A 17,722-nucleotide genomic window follows, 5' to 3' on the forward strand; every position below is an offset into this window, starting at 1 on the left:
CGGGGGGAGCGCGGGATGCGGCAAGGACCGACCGACCAACGGCACCAACCCTTGGCCGTCCTGCTCAGCCCGCGTCCCGCCGAGGTTGCCGCCGCCCGCCGCGCGGGCGCGCGCACCGTGGTGGTCGCGCCGGATCCGTCGGTGCCATCCGACCGTGAGGGGGCGGAGCGGCGGGTACGGACGGACTGGCGCGACCACCCCCGCCTCGTCGCGGAGGTCGGCCGACTGGCGGAGGTCCGCGCCGGCCGGGCCCGCGTCTTCGGCTTCGGCCCCGCCGCGACCCTGGCCGCCGCCCGCGCCAACGAGGCCCTCGGCCTGCCGGGGACCCCCACCACCGCCGTCACCGCCCTCATGGACAAGGCCGCCCTCCGCGCCCGCTCCAACGCCCTGCACCCCGCCCGGCCGGTCTCCTTCGCCCGCTGCGGCCGGGCCGCGCTGATCCCGTTCCTCACCACCCTCATCGGATACCCCTGCGTCATCAAGCCCCGCGCGGGCGCCGACGGGGAGGGCGTACGCCTCGTCGGCGACGCCGCCGCCGCGGAGGCCGCCGCCCCGCACTACCCGGAGATCACCGACCTGCTGGTCGAGGAGTACCTGGAAGGCCCCGAACTCGCGGTGGAGGCGCTCTCCCGCGGGGGCCGGCACCGCGTCCTCGGCTGGACCCGCCGGCTCCCGGGCCCCGGCGCCGGCCTCACCGCCGCCGGCCACGACCTGCCCGTCGCCCTCGACCGGGCCACCGCCGAGGCCGTACGGGCCCTCGTGCGCGGCGTCCTGGACCTCACCGGCCATCACGACGGCCCCTCCCACACGGAGGTCGTGCTCACCCCGCGCGGCCCCCGCCTGGTCGAGGCACACGCCCGACCCGGCTCCGAGGAACTGACCCAGCTGCTGCGCCTCGCGCACGGCACCGACGTCCTCGCCCTCGCGCTCGCCGCCGGCCTCGGCCTCCCGGAGCCGCCGCGCCGCCCCCGGGAGGCCCACGCGGGCCTGCGCTACGTGGACTTCCCGCCCGGCCGCAGACTGGCCGAGGCGGGCCCCCGCCTCGCGGCGGCCCGCGCCGTGCCCGGCGTGGTCCGGGCGCGGCTCACGGTGCCGCCGGACATGGTGGTCCGCACCGCCCCGACGGGCGGCCACCACCACGCCCACCTCCTGGCCACCGCCCCGACGGCCGCGTTACTGAGGAGCACCCTCGACGACGCCGCCGACCTCCTCACCCGCGACCCCCGGGACCCGGCGCCGGGGCGGCCCTGCCGGCCGCCGCGTCAGCCCGACCGCGGCTTCGCGTAGTCCCCGAACCCCGTCCAGTCCAGGACCACGCACGCCTCGTCGCCCACGACCCAGGCGTCGTGTCCCGGCGCGACCTCCATGAAGTCACCGGCGCCGTACTCGGTGCTCGCCCCGTCGTCCATCACGATCTTCATCCGGCCGCTCACCACGTACCCCGTGTGCGCCGCCGTGCAACGGTCCGTGCCGACCAGCGGGCCGACGTGTTCCGTCCAGTGCCATCCCGGCTCGAACACCGCGCGGCCGACCGGCCCGCCGTTCGTCATCAGCAGGTCCAGCCGGCCCGTGGCGTCCCGGAACGGCCGGGTCTCGTCGGCGCTGTCGAAGTTCCTGCGCACCAGTCCGGCCATGACGCGTCGCCGCCTCCCGGTGAGGAGTGCCCCGAGTCCACTTCTCACCCTACGCGCCCGCCACCGCCCGGGGCGGGCCCGGTCAGCCCCGCAAGGAGCGGCCGAAGCCGGAGGCCAGCGGCATCCGCAGACCCAGCGGCGGCGGCGCCGCCAGTGCGTCCGTGACCGGCCGCGAGTACCGCCCCGACACCATGGCGCCCAGCACGAAGTCCACCCCGAGGGCGACCACTTCTGCTTGGTGCTCGCGCAGCCCGTGCCCATCGGAGTGCACCTCGAACCGGCAGGTGGAACGGTTCGCCTTCTTCGCCCGCGCCGCCAACAGGAAGGAGGACTCCGGGTCGCTGCGCGCGTCGTTCGTGCCGTGCACGATCAGCACCTGGCGCCCCGCGAGGTGCTTCACCGGTTCGGGGGAGCCCTCCGCGCCCGCGTCCCCGAGGCAAGGGGCCAGCGCCAGCACGGTGTTGACGGCCCCGTGGCCGCCCGCGCGCAGCGCCGTCCGGCCGCCCGCCCCGTACCCGGCCAGGCACACCGGGACGTCCCCGTACCGTCTCAGGGCCTCGTCCGCCGCCCAGTCGGCGGCCTCCTCCTGCGGCCCCGAACCGTGCTGGACGGTGTGCGCGACCAGCCCGTCCGTCCCGCCCGCCCGGGCCAACGCCCGCGCGAGCGGCCGCAGCGGGCCGGGGGAGAATCTGGACGCCCCGGGGAGCAGGAGCACCACACCACTGACCGTGGAAACCGAACCGTTCGCTCCGGCGGGCCGCCCCAGGCGGGCCCCGCGCGCCGGCGGCGCATGCTGTGCCATGGCGGAACAGTCTCAGACCGCCAGGTGTACGCCACCCGTCCGGACGGTCACTGTTACATATCGGCGACCGTTGCCGGGGCTACGCTCTACGCGCGTAGGAGCTAGAGTGCCCAGATGACGAGCGACACCCCCACCCTGCCCACGCCGGACCAGATCCGCCGCTCCCCGAAGGTGCTCCTGCACGACCACCTCGACGGTGGGCTGCGCCCCGGGACCATCATCGAGCTGGCCCGCGAGGTCGGCTACGAGAGCCTCCCCGAGACCGACGCCGACAAGCTCGGCGTCTGGTTCCGCGAAGCCGCCGACTCCGGCTCCCTCCCGCGCTACCTGGAGACGTTCGCGCACACCTGCGCCGTCATGCAGACGAAGGAGGCGCTCTTCCGGGTCGCCGCCGAGTGCGCCGAGGACCTGGCCGAGGACGGCGTCGTGTACGCCGAGGTCCGCTACGCCCCCGAGCAGCACCTGGAGGCCGGCCTGACCCTCGAAGAGGTCGTCGAGGCCGTGAACGACGGCTTCCGCGAGGGCGAGCGCCGGGCGAAGGCCAACGGCCACCGCATCCGCGTCGGCGCCCTGCTCACCGCGATGCGCCACGCGGCCCGAGCGCTGGAGATCGCCGAGCTGGCGAACCGCTACCGGGACAACGGCGTGGTCGGCTTCGACATCGCCGGCGCCGAGGCCGGGTTCCCTCCCACCCGCCACCTCGACGCCTTCGAGTACCTCAAGCGCGAGAACAACCACTTCACGATCCACGCGGGCGAGGCCTTCGGCCTGCCCTCGATCTGGCAGGCCCTGCAGTGGTGCGGCGCCGACCGGCTCGGCCACGGCGTGAAGATCATCGACGACATCGAGGTCGCCGAGGACGGTTCGGTCACCCTGGGCCGGCTGGCCTCGTACGTCCGGGACAAGCGCATCCCCCTGGAGATGTGCCCGACGTCGAACCTGCAGACGGCCGCGGCCGCCTCGTACGCCGAGCACCCGATCGGCCTGCTGCGCAAGCTGCACTTCCGGCTCACGGTGAACACCGACAACCGGCTGATGAGCGGCACCAGCATGAGCCGCGAGTTCGAGCACCTGATCGACACCTTCGGTTATTCGCTCGACGACATGCAGTGGTTCACCGTCAATGCGATGAAGTCCGCGTTCATTCCTTTCGATGAACGACTGGCCATGATCAACGAGGTCATCAAGCCCGGTTACGCGGAGCTGAAGTCGGAATGGCTGTTCCGTCAGACGGCTTCGACCAGCGGTTCCGTATCGGCCTAGGCCACGGCATGACGTACTGAAAGCGCCCGGGAGGGGCAATTCCCGGGCGCTTTCTCGTATGTGATGATGTTTGCGGTCGGGGGTTTCAAGTGACTAGTTTGCGGAGCCGCTCAATTCCCCGTCGCAAGGACGATCTTTCATGAAGCAGTCTGCTGCCAAGTCCCTCGGTGTCGCTGTCATTGGTGCCGCCCTCGCCGCGGGTGCCGCCGGCACCGCCTCCGCCGCCGGCCTGCCCGCCGCGAACCTGACGGACGCCCTCGGCGCCGTCACCAGCGCCACCAGCTCGGTCACCAACCAGACGCAGGAGGGCCACCAGGGCGAGTCGTCCGACCCCGCCGCCCCCGTCACCGGTCTCCTCGGCGGCCTCCCGGCCCTCGCCGGCGGTCTGCCCGTCGGCGGCTGACCTGCCGCGACGCGCACGTGTGTACGGCTGGCGCACGCCTCTTCGAGGAGGTGTGCGTCGCGCCGCGCGGTGTGCCACGATCGCCCGTAACTGCCGCTCGACGTACGGGGTATGAGGTTTCGTCATGCGCATCAAGGCTCGATCCACCATGCCGGTGACGACGATCGCGCTGCTTCCCGCGCTGCTCCTGGCAGCGGTCGGATGCAGCAGCGCCGACTCCCCCGCGTCCGGCAAGGTCCCGGACCCCAAGGGCTCCGCCGCCGCCCCCGCGCCGGGTGCGCCCGGCGCTTCGGCGTCCGGCTCCGCCGCGCCCGGGACCGCCGCACCCGTCGGGCTGGAGCGGGCCGTCCTCGTCCAGGGCGACCTGCCCGGCTACCAGATCTCCGCGCAGGGCAAGAACCCCAACGCCCCCGACGGACAGCCGCAGGCCGACAAGAAGGCCTGCCAGCCGCTGGCCGACATCATGGGCGACAAGCCCGACCCGGCCGCGCGCGAGACCGTGAACCGGGGCATCGGCTCCCAGAAGCAGGTCGGCCTCGCCGTGTCCGCCTCCGTCAGTTCCTACTCCGAGAGCGACGCCAAGCGGCTCGTCTCCCGCCTGCGCGACGCCGTCGCCGCCTGCGGTACGGGGTTCGCCGCCACGGTGGAGAAGCAGACCGGCAGCTACCGGGACGTGAAGACGGTCCCGTACCGGACCGCGGGGGACGAGAGCGTCAGCTGGACCACGATCGCGGCCGCCGGCGGGGTCTCGGCCCAGGTGCACCTGGTCGTCGTGCGCGAGGGCGACACCGTCGTACGGCTGATGGCGCTCAACGTCGCCGGCGCCGGACAGCAGGCGACCGTCCCGCAGGAGGTCGCCGACAAGCAACTGGAGAAGGTGGCCAAGGCCGGCTGACCGGCCGGCCGGACTACCAGGCGGCGCCGGCGGCGCCGGCGGCGCCGCCCGCGGTCCCGTACTTCTCGTTGGGCAGCAGCAGCCACAGCGCCAGGTAGATCAGGAACTGCGGGCCGGGCAGCAGGCACGAGACCACGAAGATGATCCGCATCGTCTTCGCCTTCATGCCGAAACGTCGCGCGAGACCGGCGCAGACGCCACCGATCATCCGTCCGTCACGGGGGCGGGCAATCGCGCTCATGGCTTTCTCCTTCGTAGGGTGACCGCGCCCCGGGAATCCCCTGCGCGATGCCTCAATACTCGCGCGGCACCGCGGAAAGGACCTCGGTCCAGCGGCCGAGCCCGACCCTGGTAATTCTCGGGGTGGGCCCCTGAGACCGCCGCATCCTGGCCCGCAGGGCCGGTACGACGGCCAGGTGCGCGAGCACCATGCCGAGGGTGTTCAGCAGCACGGAATCCACGTCCACGACCTGCCCCGGGACGGCCGTCTGCAGCATCTCGATCGAGAGGGAGACCAGTACGCCGGCGGCCGCCGTCCTCGCCAACGAGGACCACGCGGACCACGACGTGGGCGCGAGCCGCCCCCCGGCCAGCGGGAGCAGCACCCCGAGCGGGGCCAGCAGTGCCAGCCCCTCACCCATCCGCCGGGCGGCCTCCAGCGGCCCGTACGCCAGGTCCGCCCTGATCCCCTCCAGCGGGGTCAGATTGGCGGCGGCGGCCCAGGGCACGTCCAGCGGACGCAGGGTCAGCCATGCCACGAGGACCAGATGCGCGGCCAGCAGGGCCCCGCTCAGGATTCGGGGCCGGAGCGGGAGCTGTGTGGCGGTGGCGGCGCTGCCGCTGCCCTCATGACGGTGCACACCCGCGAGGACGCGCCCCCCGGTGGCGGTGGTTCCGCCTCAGCCCGTGACGAGCAGCACGATCAGCAGCGCCACTCCCGCGACGGCCGGCGCGATGACCTCGAAGGACCACGTCACCTTGACGGAGCCCTGCGCGCCGGGTCGCGCCGCCCCGCGCTCGGCGAGCTCGCGCAGCTCGTCGATGACCTTGTCCGCCGCGGCCCGCTCCGGTGTCGTCGCCGCCTTGTCGGCGTCCTTCTCCAGCCCCCGGCCGCTCAGCGCCTCGCGCCGGCTGAGCTGTCGACTGGCCTTCTTGCGTTCGCGCAGCGACACCGGAACCGACCAGAGCTGGTACTTCGAGCCCTCGGCCAGGACCTCCGCCGAGTACCCGGCGCGCACCGCGTCCACGGCGGCCCAGGGCAGCTCGATGACGCGGAACGGGTTGCGCACCCGCATCCGGTCGTCGTTGGCGAAGACGGCCGGGCGGATGGTGAAGGCCACGGTCAGCGGCACCGCGAACAGCGCGACGGCCAGTCCGATCCAGCGGGTCGCGCCCTCGCCGCGCACGACGGCGTCCCCGCACAGCCACGCGATCACGGCGAGCATGAGCACCCCGCTGACGACGGCCATGGGGGAGCGGTAGACGCGGTCGTCGTAGACCGGCTCGTGGGGGGAGGGCGTAGTCATGCCGCCGATTGTGCCGTACGCGCGCGCGAGCGCGACCGGCCGTCCGCACCGATGACGGATCTCACGCCCATATGTGCGCCGTGGGGGGTGACAGGCAGCTACGCGCGTAGATATGCTCCCCTGGTGACCATGCCCACCACCCTCACCGCATTCGCTGACGTGACGACGTCCGACAGCGCGCTGCGCCGCTTCCTGCACGGGCTGCCCGGCGTAGACGCAGTCGGCCTGGAGGCCCGCGCGGCCTCCCTCGGCACCCGCTCGATCAAGACGACGGCCAAGGCGTACGCCATCGACCTGGCCATCTCGATGATCGACCTGACGACGCTTGAGGGTGCTGACACCCCGGGCAAGGTCCGGGCGCTGTCCACGAAGGCCGTCCACCCCGACCCGACCGACCGCACGACGCCGATGACCGCCGCGGTCTGCGTCTACCCCGACATGGTGGCCACCGCCAAGGCGGCCCTGAACGGCGCCGACGTCAAGGTCGCCTCCGTCGCCACCGCCTTCCCGGCGGGCCGCGCGGCCCTGCCCGTGAAGATCGCCGACACCCGTGACGCCGTCGCCGCCGGCGCCGACGAGATCGACATGGTCATCGACCGCGGCGCCTTCCTCGCCGGCCGCTACCTGGACACGTACGAGCTGATCAAGGCGGTCAAGGAGGCCTGCGTCCGCGAGGACGGCACGGCCGCCCGACTCAAGGTGATCTTCGAGACGGGTGAGCTGTCGACCTACGACAACATCCGCCGCGCCTCCTGGATCGGCATGCTCGCGGGCGCGGACTTCATCAAGACGTCCACCGGCAAGGTCGGCGTCAACGCCACCCCCGCCAACACGCTCCTCATGCTCGAAGCCGTCCGCGACTTCAAGGCGCAGACCGGGATCCAGATCGGCGTGAAGCCCGCCGGTGGCATCCGCACGACCAAGGACGCCCTCAAGTTCCTGGTCCTGGTCAACGAGACCGTCGGTTCGGACTGGCTGTCCAACCACTGGTTCCGTTTCGGCGCCTCCAGCCTGCTGAACGACCTGCTCATGCAGCGCCAGAAGCTGAGCACCGGACGCTACTCCGGTCCCGACTACGTGACGGTGGACTGATCACCATGGGTTCTGTTTTCGAGTACGCACCGGCCCCCGAGTCCCGCTCGGTCGTCGACATCGCCCCCTCCTACGGCCTGTTCATCGACGGCGAGTTCACCGACGCCGCCGACGGCAAGGTCTTCAAGACCGTCTCGCCGTCCTCCGAGGAGGTGCTCGCCGAGGTCGCACGGGCCGGCGCCGCCGACGTGGACCGCGCGGTGAAGGCCGCCCGCAAGGCCTTCGAGAAGTGGTCCGCGCTGCCCGGTTCCGAGCGCGCCAAGTACCTGTTCCGCATCGCCCGGATCATTCAGGAGCGCAGCCGCGAGCTGGCGGTCCTGGAGACCCTGGACAACGGCAAGCCGATCAGGGAGACCCGCGACGCGGACCTCCCGCTCGTCGCGGCGCACTTCTTCTACTACGCGGGCTGGGCCGACAAGCTCGACCACGCGGGCTACGGCGCGAACCCGCGTCCGCTCGGCGTGGCCGGCCAGATCATCCCCTGGAACTTCCCGCTGCTGATGCTGGCCTGGAAGATCGCCCCGGCGCTCGCCACCGGCAACACCGTCGTCCTCAAGCCCGCCGAGACCACGCCCCTGTCGGCGCTGTTCTTCGCGGACATCTGCCGCCAGGCGGGCCTGCCCAAGGGCGTCGTCAACATCCTGACCGGCCACGGCGACGCGGGCGCGGCCCTCGTCGCCCACCCGGACGTCGACAAGGTCGCCTTCACCGGCTCGACCGCGGTCGGCAAGGCCATCGCCCGCCAGATCGCCGGCACCGACAAGAAGGTCACCCTGGAGCTGGGCGGCAAGGGCGCCAACATCGTCTTCGACGACGCCCCCATCGACCAGGCCGTCGAGGGCATCGTCAACGGCATCTTCTTCAACCAGGGCCAGGTCTGCTGCGCGGGCTCCCGCCTGCTGGTGCAGGAGTCGATCCAGGACGAACTGCTCGACTCCCTCAAGCGGCGCCTGTCGACCCTGCGCCTGGGCGACCCGCTCGACAAGAACACCGACATCGGCGCGATCAACTCCGCCGAGCAGCTCGCCCGGATCACCGCCCTCGCGGACACCGGCGAGGCCGAGGGTGCCGAGCGCTGGTCCCCGGCGTGCGAGCTGCCGTCCGCCGGTTACTGGTTCGCCCCGACGCTCTTCACGAACGTCACCCAGGCGCACACCGTGGCCCGCGACGAGATCTTCGGCCCGGTGCTGTCCGTACTGAGCTTCCGGACCCCGGACGAGGCCGTGGCCAAGGCCAACAACAGCCAGTACGGCCTCTCCGCCGGCATCTGGACGGAGAAGGGCTCGCGCATCCTCGCGGTCGCGGGCAAGCTCCGCGCGGGCGTCGTCTGGGCCAACACGTTCAACAAGTTCGACCCGACCTCGCCGTTCGGCGGCTACAAGGAATCGGGCTTCGGCCGCGAAGGCGGTCGCCACGGCCTGGAGGGCTACCTCGCCCCGTCGAGCCCGAAGGGTGAGCGCTAATGGGAACGGTTGAATCCTCTGTGACCCGTTTGAACGTCTCCAAGACCTACAAGCTGTACGTCGGGGGCAAGTTCCCCCGCTCCGAGAGCGGCCGGGTGTACGAAGTGACGGACTCGAAGGGCAAGTGGCTGGCCAACGCCCCGCTGTCCTCCCGCAAGGACGCCCGTGACGCGGTCGTCGCCGCCCGCAAGGCCTTCGGCGGCTGGTCGGGCGCGACCGCCTACAACCGCGGACAGGTCCTCTACCGCGTCGCCGAGATGCTGGAGGGCCGCCGCGAGCAGTTCGTCCGCGAGGTCGGCGAGGCGGAGGGCCTGTCCAAGTCGAAGGCCGCCGCAGTCGTGGACGCGGCCATCGACCGCTGGGTCTGGTACGCGGGCTGGACCGACAAGATCGGCCAGATCGTGGGCGGGGCCAACCCGGTCGCGGGCCCGTTCTTCAACCTCTCCACCCCGGAGCCCACCGGCGTCGTCACCGTGGTGGCCCCGCAGGACTCGTCCTTCCTGGGCCTGGTCTCGGTGATCGCCCCCGTGATCGCGACGGGCAACACCGCCGTCGTGATCACCTCGGAGAAGTCCCCGCTGCCCGCGCTGTCCCTGGGCGAGGTGCTGGCCACCTCCGACCTGCCGGGCGGCGTGGTCAACCTCCTGTCCGGCAAGGCCGCCGAGATGGGCCCGCACCTGGCGTCCCACCAGGACGTCAACGCGATCGACCTGGCGGGCGCCGACGCGGCCCTCGCCAAGGAGCTGGAGATCGCGGCCGCCGACAACCTCAAGCGCGTCGTGCGTCCACAGCCTGTGGACGACTGGAGCGCCGACCCGGGCACGGCGCGGATGACCGCCTTCCTGGAGACCAAGACGGTCTGGCACCCGACGGGTTCCCTCGGCGCGGGCGGTTCCTCCTACTAGAGGCACCCCTCCCATGGACCGGCCCCGGCAGCGACCCCCGCGCTGTCGGGGCCTTCCCGTACGCCCGGCGGCCGCGCCCTACCCCTTGGGGAGCACCGGCCCCAGCAGCGAGGACACCGCGGCCGTGGGGAGTTCGCCGACCGACGGCCCCCGCGTCAGGGTGCCCGTCACCATGCCCGTGCCGACGGACGGGAAGTCCGCGACCTGCGTGGCGACCCCGTTGTCGAGGGGGTCCACGCCGGTGTTCGCGAGCGGGTTCACCTTCAGGTTCGTGATCGGGTCGGCCACCCCCGCCAGCGCCGCGGGGACGGAGAGTTCACCGGCCTGGGCCCCGCCCGCCGCCATCGCCAGGGCCGCACCGGCCATGGACAGGGTCAGCCCGGCGGCGCGGAAGCGCTTGGGAGGGGTGGGAGCTGCGTGACGTGCCATGGGTTCCCGCCTGTGGTCGTAGTCGCGTGCGCACACAGGGTAGTCGAGCCGGCTTCCCCGATTCCAACCGACGGTCCGCGCCCCGTGTGAGGCCCGTCGCAGGCACCGTCACGGGTGTGCCGATACGGCCGGTCATGCCCCACACTGGTGTCCCGTGAGCTGTTCATCTCCCCTCCCCACGCGCGTCGTGCTGCTGACCGGTCCCTCGGGATCCGGAAAGTCCTCGCTCGCGGCCCGTTCCGGGCTGCCCGTCCTGCGCCTGGACGACTTCTACAAGGAGGGGACGGACCCGACCCTCCCGCTGGTCGAGGGCAGTTCCGACATCGACTGGGACTCCCCGCTGTCGTGGGACGCGGAAGCCGCCGTCGCCGCCATCGCGCAACTCTGCTCCACCGGCCGCACGCAGGTGCCGGAGTACTCCATCGCCTCGTCCTCGCGCAGCGGCACCGAGACCCTGGACATAGCGCGGACCCCGCTGTTCATCGCGGAGGGCATCTTCGCCGCCGACGTCGTGGCCCGCTGCCAGGAACTGGGCCTGCTCGCCGACGCGCTCTGCCTGCGCGGCCGGCCCTCGACCACCTTCCGCCGGCGCCTGGCCCGAGACCTGCGCGAGGGCCGCAAGTCCCTGCCGTTCCTGCTGCGCCGCGGCTGGCGCCTGATGCGCGCCGAACGCGGCATCGTCGCCCGGCACACCGCCCTCGGCGCCCACCCCTGCGGCCGCGACGAGGCCCTCGGCCGACTGGCCGCCGCCGCGGCCGGCCGGCACCGCACCGCGACCACCCCGGCCTGACCCCGCAGGCCCGCGCCCCGCGCCCCGGGCACGCGAAAAGGCGGGATCACGCGGACCCCCGGCCGCTTGATCCCGCCTCTTCTCCCCCCGCAAGCCCCCGTCCCACCCCCGTAGGACGGCCCCCTGGGCCCATGGTCCTCGTTACGCGACGAGCTCCCCGAAGGACTCCGCCTCGTCACGTCCGAAGCTCAGCGCCTCGTCGTCCCGCAGCCGGCGCAGCGAGCGCCAGATGCTCGACTTCACGGTGCCGACGCTGATGCCCAGGATCTCGGCGATCTCCGGGTCGGTGCGGCCCTCGTAGTAGCGCAGCACCAGCATCGTGCGCTGCGGCTCCGGGATCCGGGTCAGCGCCTGCCACAGCACCGCGCGCAGTTCCGTACCCCGCATCGCGTCCGTGTCGGAGGCCGTCTCCGGCAGTTCCTCGGTCGGGTACTCGTTGAGCTTGCGCCGACGCCACGCGCTGATGTGCAGGTTCGTCATCGTCCGCCGCAGGTAACCGCCGACGGCCGCCTTGTCGCTGATCCGGTCCCAGGCGCGGTACGTGGAGAACAGCGCGCTCTGCAACAGGTCCTCGGCCTCGTGCCGGTCACCGGTGAGGTGGAAGGCGGTGGCGAAGAGGGCCGAGCGGCGCTCCTGGACGTACGCCGTGAACTCGGCCTCCGAGGTGGCGGAAGGAGTACGCGGTGCGGGAACCGTCTGGTACTGGTTCGCGTCAATGGCTGTGACGTGCACCGGCCGCGGACGGGCGACCGGCGTCGTACGGACACCCGCCCGGCGGTTCACATCGTGCAGCCGCGTGACAACCGCGCTGGTCGTGGTGCTGTGCAGCGTGTTCATCTCGCGCCCCCCGTCGTGGAGTCTGCTTCGGTCCGTGTTGCGATGACAGAAGCCTGACCGCCGCACATAACCGGGGTGTCCTTCGACTGTCACAGGCCTGTCACAGCCAACCGTGGCCGGATCCGGGGCGCCGGACGGTCGAAGTCCCGACGGCCGATGGGACAGAATGAGGGCGTGCCTTTCCTGTTGCTGATCGAGGACGACGACGCCATCCGCACGGCCCTCGAACTCTCCCTGTCACGCCAGGGCCACCGTGTGGCCACCGCGGCGACGGGCGAGGACGGCCTGAAGCTGTTGCGCGAGCAACGGCCGGACCTGATCGTGCTGGACGTGATGCTGCCCGGGATCGACGGCTTCGAGGTGTGCCGGCGGATCCGCCGCACCGACCAGCTGCCGATCATCCTGTTGACCGCGCGCAGCGACGACATCGATGTCGTCGTGGGCCTGGAGTCGGGAGCCGACGACTACGTCGTCAAGCCCGTCCAGGGCCGGGTGCTCGACGCCCGGATCCGGGCCGTGCTGCGCCGGGGCGAACGCGAGGCGAGCGACTCCGCCGTCTTCGGGTCCCTGGTCATCGACCGGTCCGCGATGACGGTGACGAAGAACGGCGAGGACCTCCAGCTCACCCCGACCGAGCTGCGGCTGCTGCTCGAACTCAGCCGCCGGCCCGGTCAGGCGCTGTCGCGCCAGCAGCTGCTGCGGCTGGTCTGGGAGCACGACTACCTCGGTGACTCGCGGCTCGTCGACGCCTGCGTGCAGCGGCTGCGCGCCAAGGTCGAGGAAGTGCCGTCCTCACCCACCCTGATCCGTACCGTCCGGGGCGTCGGCTACCGGTTGGACTCGCCGCAGTGATCCGAGCCCTGTTCGCGGGCAGGCGTTGGACCAGCCTGCGGCTGCGGCTCCTGGTCGTGTTCTGCCTGGTCGCGCTGACGGCCGCCGTCTCCGCCTCCGGGATCGCCTACTGGCTCAACCGCGAGGCCGTGCTCACCCGTACCCAGGACGCGGCCCTCGGCGACTTCCGCCAGGAGATGCAGCTGCGGGCCGCGGGGCTGCCCGCCGAGCCGACCTCCCAGGAGATGCAGCGCACCGCCGAGTTGATGGCGGGCAGCAGCCCCGGGTACAGCGTGCTGCTGGTGCACGAGCGCAAGGACGGCCGGAAGGTGTTCGGCGCGGCGGGGGCGGCCACCTTCGGGTTGGACGACGTACCGAAGTCCCTCCAGCACGCCGTGAACGACCGGCAGAAGACCACGGCCGCCAACGACGCCGAGTACCACATGTACTGGCAGCGGACGAAGCCGCAGGGCAATCCGTACCTGGTGGGCGGGACGCGGATCGTGGGCGGCGGGCCGACCGGCTACATGTACAAGTCGCTGGCCACCGAGCGGGACGACCTCAACGCGCTGGGCTGGTCGTTGACCATCGCCACCGGGCTGGCGCTGCTCGGGTCGGCGCTGTTGGCGCAGGCGGCGGCGCGGACCGTGCTGAAGCCGATCCAGCGGCTCGGGGACGCGGCGCGCCGGCTCGGCGAGGGCGAACTCGACCACCGGCTGGACGTCTCGGGCACGGACGAACTCGCCGACCTCTCCCACACCTTCAACAAGACGGCCGAGGCGCTGGAGAAGAAGGTCGCCGACATGAGCGCGCGCGAGGAGGCCAGCCGCCGCTTCGTCGCCGACATGTCCCACGAACTGCGCACGCCGCTGACGGCTTTGACCGCGGTGGCCGAGGTGCTGGAGGAGGAGGTCGACGACCTCGATCCGATGATCGCGCCCGCGGTGGGGCTGGTGGTGAGCGAGACGCGCCGGTTGAACGTGCTGGTGGAGAACCTGATGGAGGTCACCCGCTTCGACGCGGGGACGGCGCGCCTGGTGCTGGACGACGTGAACGTCGCGGACCAGGTCACCGCGTGCATCGACGCGCGGGCGTGGCTGGACGCGGTGGAACTCGACGCCGGGCGGGGGATCGCGTGGCGGCTGGATCCGCGGCGCCTGGACGTGATCCTGGCGAACCTGATCGGCAACGCGCTCAAGCACGGCGGCTCCCCGGTGCGGGTGTCGGTGGAGACGGCCGACGCCGACTGGCTGGTGGTGACCATCCGGGACAACGGGCCGGGCATCCCCGAGGACGTCCTGCCGCACGTCTTCGACCGGTTCTACAAGGCAAGCGCGTCCCGGCCGAAGTCGGACGGCAGCGGTCTGGGCCTGTCGATCGCGAGGGAGAACGCGCACATCCACGGCGGTGACATCACGGCCGAGAACGGGGCGGACGGCGGGGCCGTCTTCACCCTGCGGCTGCCGGGGGACGTGGGGAAGGTGAGCACGGATGACGTGGACGCGTAGGGCGCTGCCGAAGGTCGTGGCGGCGGCGTTGCTGTGCGGGACCTCGGCGTGCGGGATCCGGGCGACGACCGTGCCGGTGGACGTGGGGCCGGCCCCCTCGCGGGTGTCCTGCGACACCCCGGAACGGCCGGCCGGGCAGAGCGGGGTGCAGGGGTTCCGGGCCACGGTGGAACTGGTCTGCGGATCGCAGCTGGTGGGCGTGGAGCGGATCGTCCCGGTGCCCGAGAAGAGGCCGGCCAAGGACGCCGAGGTGCTCGTCGCGCAGGCGCTGCTGGAGCAGTTGGAACGGACCTCGGCGGAGGAGCGCGGCGCCGGCTTCACCACCGGCGTCACCGGTGGGCTGACGGCCGCCCCGCCGCGGGCCGGCGATCCGGCGGGGACGGTCCGGCTCAGCCGGCGGCCCGAGGACCTGCCGCCGGTGGCGCTGTCGCAGGTCGTGTGCACCCTGGCCGGCAGCGACGCGATCTCGGCCGGGCCGGGCCCGGTGGTGCTGGGCGGGCCGGACGCGGACCCGCCGCGGGCATGGGAGTGCACGGAAGCCGTCCGCTCCCGTCCGGAGTCGGTGCCGACGCTGGGCGAACTGGTCCGCCCGACGCCCTCCTGAGGCACGGCCGGGCGGCGGTCCCTACGGAGGACGACGGCCCCCCGGGCCGGAGCTCGGGGGGCCGTCGGGTGGCGCGATGGGTCAGATCCCGGCGGCTGCCGAAAGGTCCTTCTTGATCGCGTCCAGGATGCCCTGGCCGCGGGTGCGGGCCGGGACGAGGTCGTCGGCGTCCGCGACCGGGACCACGACCTCCAGGTAGCACTTCAGCTTCGGCTCCGTACCGGACGGGCGGACGATCACCCGGGCCTTGTGGGCGCCGTCGAGGTGGTAGCGCAGGCCGTCCGTGGGCGGCAGCGCCGCCGAACCGACCGCGAGGTCCTCGGCCGAGACGACCCGCAGGCCCGCGAGGGAGACCGGGGGCTCCGCGCGCAGCGCGGCCATCGCGTCGGCGATCACCGAGAGGTCCGAGACGCGGACCGACAGCTGGTCGGTGGCGTGCAGGCCGTGGGCCAGCGCCAGGTCGTCCAGCAGGTCGGTCAGGCCGCGGCCCCGCTCCTTGAGTTCGGAGGCCAGCTCCGCCACCAGCAGGGCGGCGGTGACGCCGTCCTTGTCGCGGACGCCCTCGGGGTCCACGCAGTAGCCGAGGGCCTCCTCGTAGCCGTAGCGCAGGCCCTCGACGCGGGAGATCCACTTGAAGCCCGTCAGGGTCTCCTCGTAGCCCACGCCCGCGGCCTCCGCGATCCGCCCCAGCAGGGAGGAGGAGACGATCGACTCGGCGAAGACGCCGCTGACGCCCTTGGCGACCAGGTGGGCCGCCAGCAGCGCGCCGACCTCGTCGCCGCGCAGCATGCGCCAGCCGGAGGCGGCCGACGCGTCCGGTACGGCCACCGCGCAGCGGTCCGCGTCCGGGTCGTTGGCGATGACGATGTCGGGGCGGACCTCGGCGGCCTTCGCGAAGGACAGGTCCATCGCGCCCGGCTCCTCCGGGTTGGGGAAGGCGACCGTCGGGAAGGCCGGGTCCGGCTCGGCCTGTTCGGCGACCAGGACCGGCTCCGGGAAGCCGTGCCGGGCGAAGGCCGCCATGACGACGTCCTTCCCGACGCCGTGCATGGCCGTGTAGACGGTCCGCACGCCCCGGGGGGAGCCGGGGGTCAGGACGGCGTCCGTACGGGCCAGGTAGGCCTCCAGGACCTCCTCGCCGAGGTCCTGCCAGCCCGAATCCGGGCGGGGCACGGAGGCCAGCGTGTCGATCCGGTCGATCTCCGCCGCGATCTCGGCGTCGACCGGGGAGACGATCTGCGCGCCGTCGCCGAGGTACACCTTGTAGCCGTTGTCCCGGGGCGGGTTGTGGCTCGCGGTCACCTCGACGCCGGCGACGGCGCCCAGGTGCCGTATGGCGAACGCGAGGACGGGCGTGGGCAGCGGGCGGGGCAGGACGGCCGCGCGGAGCCCGGCGCCGGTCATGACGGCCGCGGTGTCGCGGGCGAAGTCCGCCGACTTGTAGCGGGCGTCGTAACCGACGACGACGAGGCCGCCGGCGTGCCCCTGGGCCAGCAGGTGGGCCGCGAGGCCCGCCGCGGCCCGGATGACCACGCTGCGGTTCATCCGCATCGGACCGGCCCCGATCTCGCCGCGCAGGCCGGCGGTGCCGAACTGGAGCGTGCCGGCGAACCGGTCCGCGAGTTCGGCGGTGTCGCCCGCCTCGATGATCGCGGCGAGTTCGGCCGCGGTCTGCGGGTCCGGGTCCTCCGCCAGCCAGGCCCGGGCCCGGGTGATCAGGTCGTCCTGTACCTGTTCCTGCACTGCTTCCGCCTTACCTCTCGTACGTCGATCAGATGCGGGCGAGGACCTGCGTCAGCAGCGTGCCCATGCGGGCAGCGGAGTCGCGGCCGGCCTGGAGGACCTCTTCGTGGTTCAGCGGCTCGCCGGACAGGCCGGCGGCCAGGTTGGTGACCAGGGAGATGCCGAGCACCTCGGCGCCGGCCTCACGGGCGGCGATGGCCTCCAGCACGGTGGACATGCCGACCAGGTCGGCGCCCATCACGCGGATCATGTTGATCTCGGCCGGGGTCTCGTAGTGCGGGCCGGGGAACTGGACGTAGACGCCCTCCTCCAGGCTCGCGTCGATCTCCTTGCACATCGCGCGCAGGCGCGGCGAGTACAGGTCGGTGAGGTCGACGAAGTTCGCCCCGACGATCGGCGAGGTGGCCGTCAGGTTGAGGTGGTCGCTGATCAGGACGGGCTGGCCGGGCTTCATGCCCTCGCGCAGGCCGCCGCAGCCGTTGGTCAGGACGATGGTCTTGCAGCCGGCGGCGACGGCGGTGCGCACGCCGTGGGCGACGGCGGCGACGCCGCGGCCCTCGTAGTAGTGGGTCCGGCCGAGGAAGACCAGGGCGCGCTTCTCGCCGATCTTGTACGAGCGGATCTTGCCGCCGTGGCCCTCGACCGCGGCGGGCGGGAAGCCGGGCAGCTCGGTGACGAGGAACTCGGCCTCGGGGGCGCCCAGGGCCTCTGCGGCGGGGGCCCAGCCGGAGCCCATGACGAGGGCGACATCGTGGGAATCGACGCCGGTCAGCTCGCGCAGGCGGGTGGCGGCGGCGTCGGCGGCGGCGAAGGGGTCGGTAACAGATGCGTTCACGCGGACGAGCGTAGCCGCTCTCGGCCTACGCGCGTAGATGGCGCAGCTCACGGTGTTCGGATCGTTGCCTTGTCGTTTCCGCCGAATCGTCCCCGGGAGCCGTTGCGGGGCCTGGTCGGACGGGCTCTCCCCGGCCCGCCGGGCGGTCGGGATCCGGTCGGG

At 72.7% G+C, this 17,722-nt stretch carries 20 protein-coding genes; 11 read left to right on the plus strand and 9 right to left on the minus strand.

The window, feature by feature from the left end:
• Positions 1 to 15: 15 nt before the first annotated feature.
• Complete coding sequence (locus ACZ4XJ_RS16765) at positions 16 to 1,287, plus strand: ATP-grasp domain-containing protein (protein ID WP_362879833.1); 1,272 nt, start codon at positions 16 to 18, stop codon at positions 1,285 to 1,287.
• On the opposite strand, the gene ACZ4XJ_RS16770 is transcribed toward ACZ4XJ_RS16765, so the two are convergent.
• Positions 1,263 to 1,634, minus strand: coding sequence for a cupin domain-containing protein (locus tag ACZ4XJ_RS16770; protein WP_362879834.1), 372 nt, complete (start codon positions 1,632 to 1,634; stop codon positions 1,263 to 1,265). The genes ACZ4XJ_RS16765 and ACZ4XJ_RS16770 overlap by 25 nt on opposite strands.
• An 82-nt stretch (positions 1,635 to 1,716) precedes the next feature.
• Positions 1,717 to 2,436 carry an alpha/beta hydrolase gene (locus tag ACZ4XJ_RS16775; RefSeq protein WP_383995911.1) on the minus strand — a complete coding sequence of 240 codons (720 nt, stop codon included), beginning with the start codon at positions 2,434 to 2,436 and terminating at the stop codon, positions 1,717 to 1,719.
• Positions 2,437 to 2,550: 114 nt separating this feature from the next.
• Between ACZ4XJ_RS16775 and ACZ4XJ_RS16780 the strand changes: the two genes are divergently transcribed.
• The 3 genes from ACZ4XJ_RS16780 (at position 2,551) to ACZ4XJ_RS16790 (ending at position 4,997) form a co-directional block, all read left to right on the plus strand.
• Positions 2,551 to 3,699, plus strand: a complete 1,149-nt coding sequence (locus ACZ4XJ_RS16780; RefSeq protein WP_362879836.1) for an adenosine deaminase — start codon at positions 2,551 to 2,553, stop codon at positions 3,697 to 3,699.
• A gap of 139 nt (positions 3,700 to 3,838) precedes the next feature.
• Positions 3,839 to 4,102, plus strand: coding sequence for a hypothetical protein (locus ACZ4XJ_RS16785; RefSeq protein ID WP_362879837.1), 264 nt, complete (start codon positions 3,839 to 3,841; stop codon positions 4,100 to 4,102).
• A 124-nt stretch (positions 4,103 to 4,226) separates the two neighbouring features.
• Positions 4,227 to 4,997 (plus strand): hypothetical protein, encoded by a 771-nt coding sequence (locus ACZ4XJ_RS16790; RefSeq protein WP_468496596.1) that lies wholly within the window; start codon positions 4,227 to 4,229, stop codon positions 4,995 to 4,997.
• A 13-nt stretch (positions 4,998 to 5,010) separates the two neighbouring features.
• Here ACZ4XJ_RS16790 and ACZ4XJ_RS16795 read toward each other — a convergent pair whose 3' ends face one another.
• Genes ACZ4XJ_RS16795 through ACZ4XJ_RS16805 form a run of 3 tightly spaced genes read right to left on the minus strand, consistent with a single transcriptional unit; the run spans position 5,011 to position 6,523 of the window.
• The gene (locus ACZ4XJ_RS16795; protein ID WP_468496597.1) at positions 5,011 to 5,238 is read right to left on the minus strand and encodes a PspC domain-containing protein; all 228 of its coding nucleotides are present in this window, start codon (positions 5,236 to 5,238) and stop codon (positions 5,011 to 5,013) included.
• 52 nt (positions 5,239 to 5,290) lie between these two features.
• On the minus strand, positions 5,291 to 5,857 hold the full coding sequence (locus ACZ4XJ_RS16800) for a VanZ family protein (protein ID WP_468496598.1): 567 nt from the start codon (positions 5,855 to 5,857) through the stop codon (positions 5,291 to 5,293).
• A 39-nt stretch (positions 5,858 to 5,896) separates the two neighbouring features.
• On the minus strand, positions 5,897 to 6,523 hold the full coding sequence (locus ACZ4XJ_RS16805; protein ID WP_383995897.1) for a PH domain-containing protein: 627 nt from the start codon (positions 6,521 to 6,523) through the stop codon (positions 5,897 to 5,899).
• A 129-nt stretch (positions 6,524 to 6,652) separates the two neighbouring features.
• Between ACZ4XJ_RS16805 and deoC the strand changes: the two genes are divergently transcribed.
• The 3 genes from deoC to ACZ4XJ_RS16820 are packed head-to-tail and all read left to right on the plus strand — an operon-like array spanning position 6,653 to position 9,983.
• The gene (deoC, locus tag ACZ4XJ_RS16810) at positions 6,653 to 7,615 is read left to right on the plus strand and encodes a deoxyribose-phosphate aldolase (RefSeq protein WP_362879870.1); all 963 of its coding nucleotides are present in this window, start codon (positions 6,653 to 6,655) and stop codon (positions 7,613 to 7,615) included.
• A 5-nt stretch (positions 7,616 to 7,620) separates the two neighbouring features.
• Positions 7,621 to 9,078, plus strand: coding sequence for an aldehyde dehydrogenase family protein (locus tag ACZ4XJ_RS16815; protein ID WP_362879841.1), 1,458 nt, complete (start codon positions 7,621 to 7,623; stop codon positions 9,076 to 9,078).
• Complete coding sequence (locus tag ACZ4XJ_RS16820) at positions 9,078 to 9,983, plus strand: aldehyde dehydrogenase family protein (protein ID WP_468496599.1); 906 nt, start codon at positions 9,078 to 9,080, stop codon at positions 9,981 to 9,983. The genes ACZ4XJ_RS16815 and ACZ4XJ_RS16820 overlap by 1 nt, the downstream gene beginning before the upstream one ends.
• Positions 9,984 to 10,061: 78 nt before the next feature.
• Here ACZ4XJ_RS16820 and ACZ4XJ_RS16825 read toward each other — a convergent pair whose 3' ends face one another.
• Positions 10,062 to 10,412 carry a hypothetical protein gene (locus ACZ4XJ_RS16825; protein WP_468496600.1) on the minus strand — a complete coding sequence of 117 codons (351 nt, stop codon included), beginning with the start codon at positions 10,410 to 10,412 and terminating at the stop codon, positions 10,062 to 10,064.
• A gap of 154 nt (positions 10,413 to 10,566) precedes the next feature.
• Between ACZ4XJ_RS16825 and ACZ4XJ_RS16830 the strand changes: the two genes are divergently transcribed.
• Positions 10,567 to 11,202, plus strand: coding sequence for a uridine kinase family protein (locus ACZ4XJ_RS16830; protein WP_468496601.1), 636 nt, complete (start codon positions 10,567 to 10,569; stop codon positions 11,200 to 11,202).
• 141 nt (positions 11,203 to 11,343) lie between these two features.
• On the opposite strand, the gene ACZ4XJ_RS16835 is transcribed toward ACZ4XJ_RS16830, so the two are convergent.
• The gene (locus tag ACZ4XJ_RS16835) at positions 11,344 to 12,039 is read right to left on the minus strand and encodes a SigE family RNA polymerase sigma factor (RefSeq protein WP_362879845.1); all 696 of its coding nucleotides are present in this window, start codon (positions 12,037 to 12,039) and stop codon (positions 11,344 to 11,346) included.
• Between the two features lie 174 nt (positions 12,040 to 12,213).
• On the opposite strand from ACZ4XJ_RS16835, the gene afsQ1 reads away from it, so the two are divergent.
• From afsQ1 to ACZ4XJ_RS16850, 3 genes are read left to right on the plus strand one after another with little or no spacing between them, the layout of a single operon-like run.
• Complete coding sequence (afsQ1, locus tag ACZ4XJ_RS16840; RefSeq protein ID WP_362879846.1) at positions 12,214 to 12,891, plus strand: two-component system response regulator AfsQ1; 678 nt, start codon at positions 12,214 to 12,216, stop codon at positions 12,889 to 12,891.
• Positions 12,888 to 14,378 (plus strand): sensor histidine kinase, encoded by a 1,491-nt coding sequence (locus ACZ4XJ_RS16845; protein WP_468496602.1) that lies wholly within the window; start codon positions 12,888 to 12,890, stop codon positions 14,376 to 14,378. The genes afsQ1 and ACZ4XJ_RS16845 overlap by 4 nt, the downstream gene beginning before the upstream one ends.
• On the plus strand, positions 14,362 to 14,982 hold the full coding sequence (locus ACZ4XJ_RS16850; RefSeq protein ID WP_362879848.1) for a hypothetical protein: 621 nt from the start codon (positions 14,362 to 14,364) through the stop codon (positions 14,980 to 14,982). The genes ACZ4XJ_RS16845 and ACZ4XJ_RS16850 overlap by 17 nt, the downstream gene beginning before the upstream one ends.
• Positions 14,983 to 15,063: 81 nt before the next feature.
• On the opposite strand, the gene ACZ4XJ_RS16855 is transcribed toward ACZ4XJ_RS16850, so the two are convergent.
• The gene (locus ACZ4XJ_RS16855; protein WP_362879849.1) at positions 15,064 to 16,725 is read right to left on the minus strand and encodes a phospho-sugar mutase; all 1,662 of its coding nucleotides are present in this window, start codon (positions 16,723 to 16,725) and stop codon (positions 15,064 to 15,066) included.
• Between the two features lie 28 nt (positions 16,726 to 16,753).
• Positions 16,754 to 17,560 carry a purine-nucleoside phosphorylase gene (locus tag ACZ4XJ_RS16860; RefSeq protein WP_281205643.1) on the minus strand — a complete coding sequence of 269 codons (807 nt, stop codon included), beginning with the start codon at positions 17,558 to 17,560 and terminating at the stop codon, positions 16,754 to 16,756.
• Positions 17,561 to 17,722 lie beyond the last annotated feature (162 nt).

The organism is Streptomyces sp. NPDC029836, from assembly GCF_055574495.1.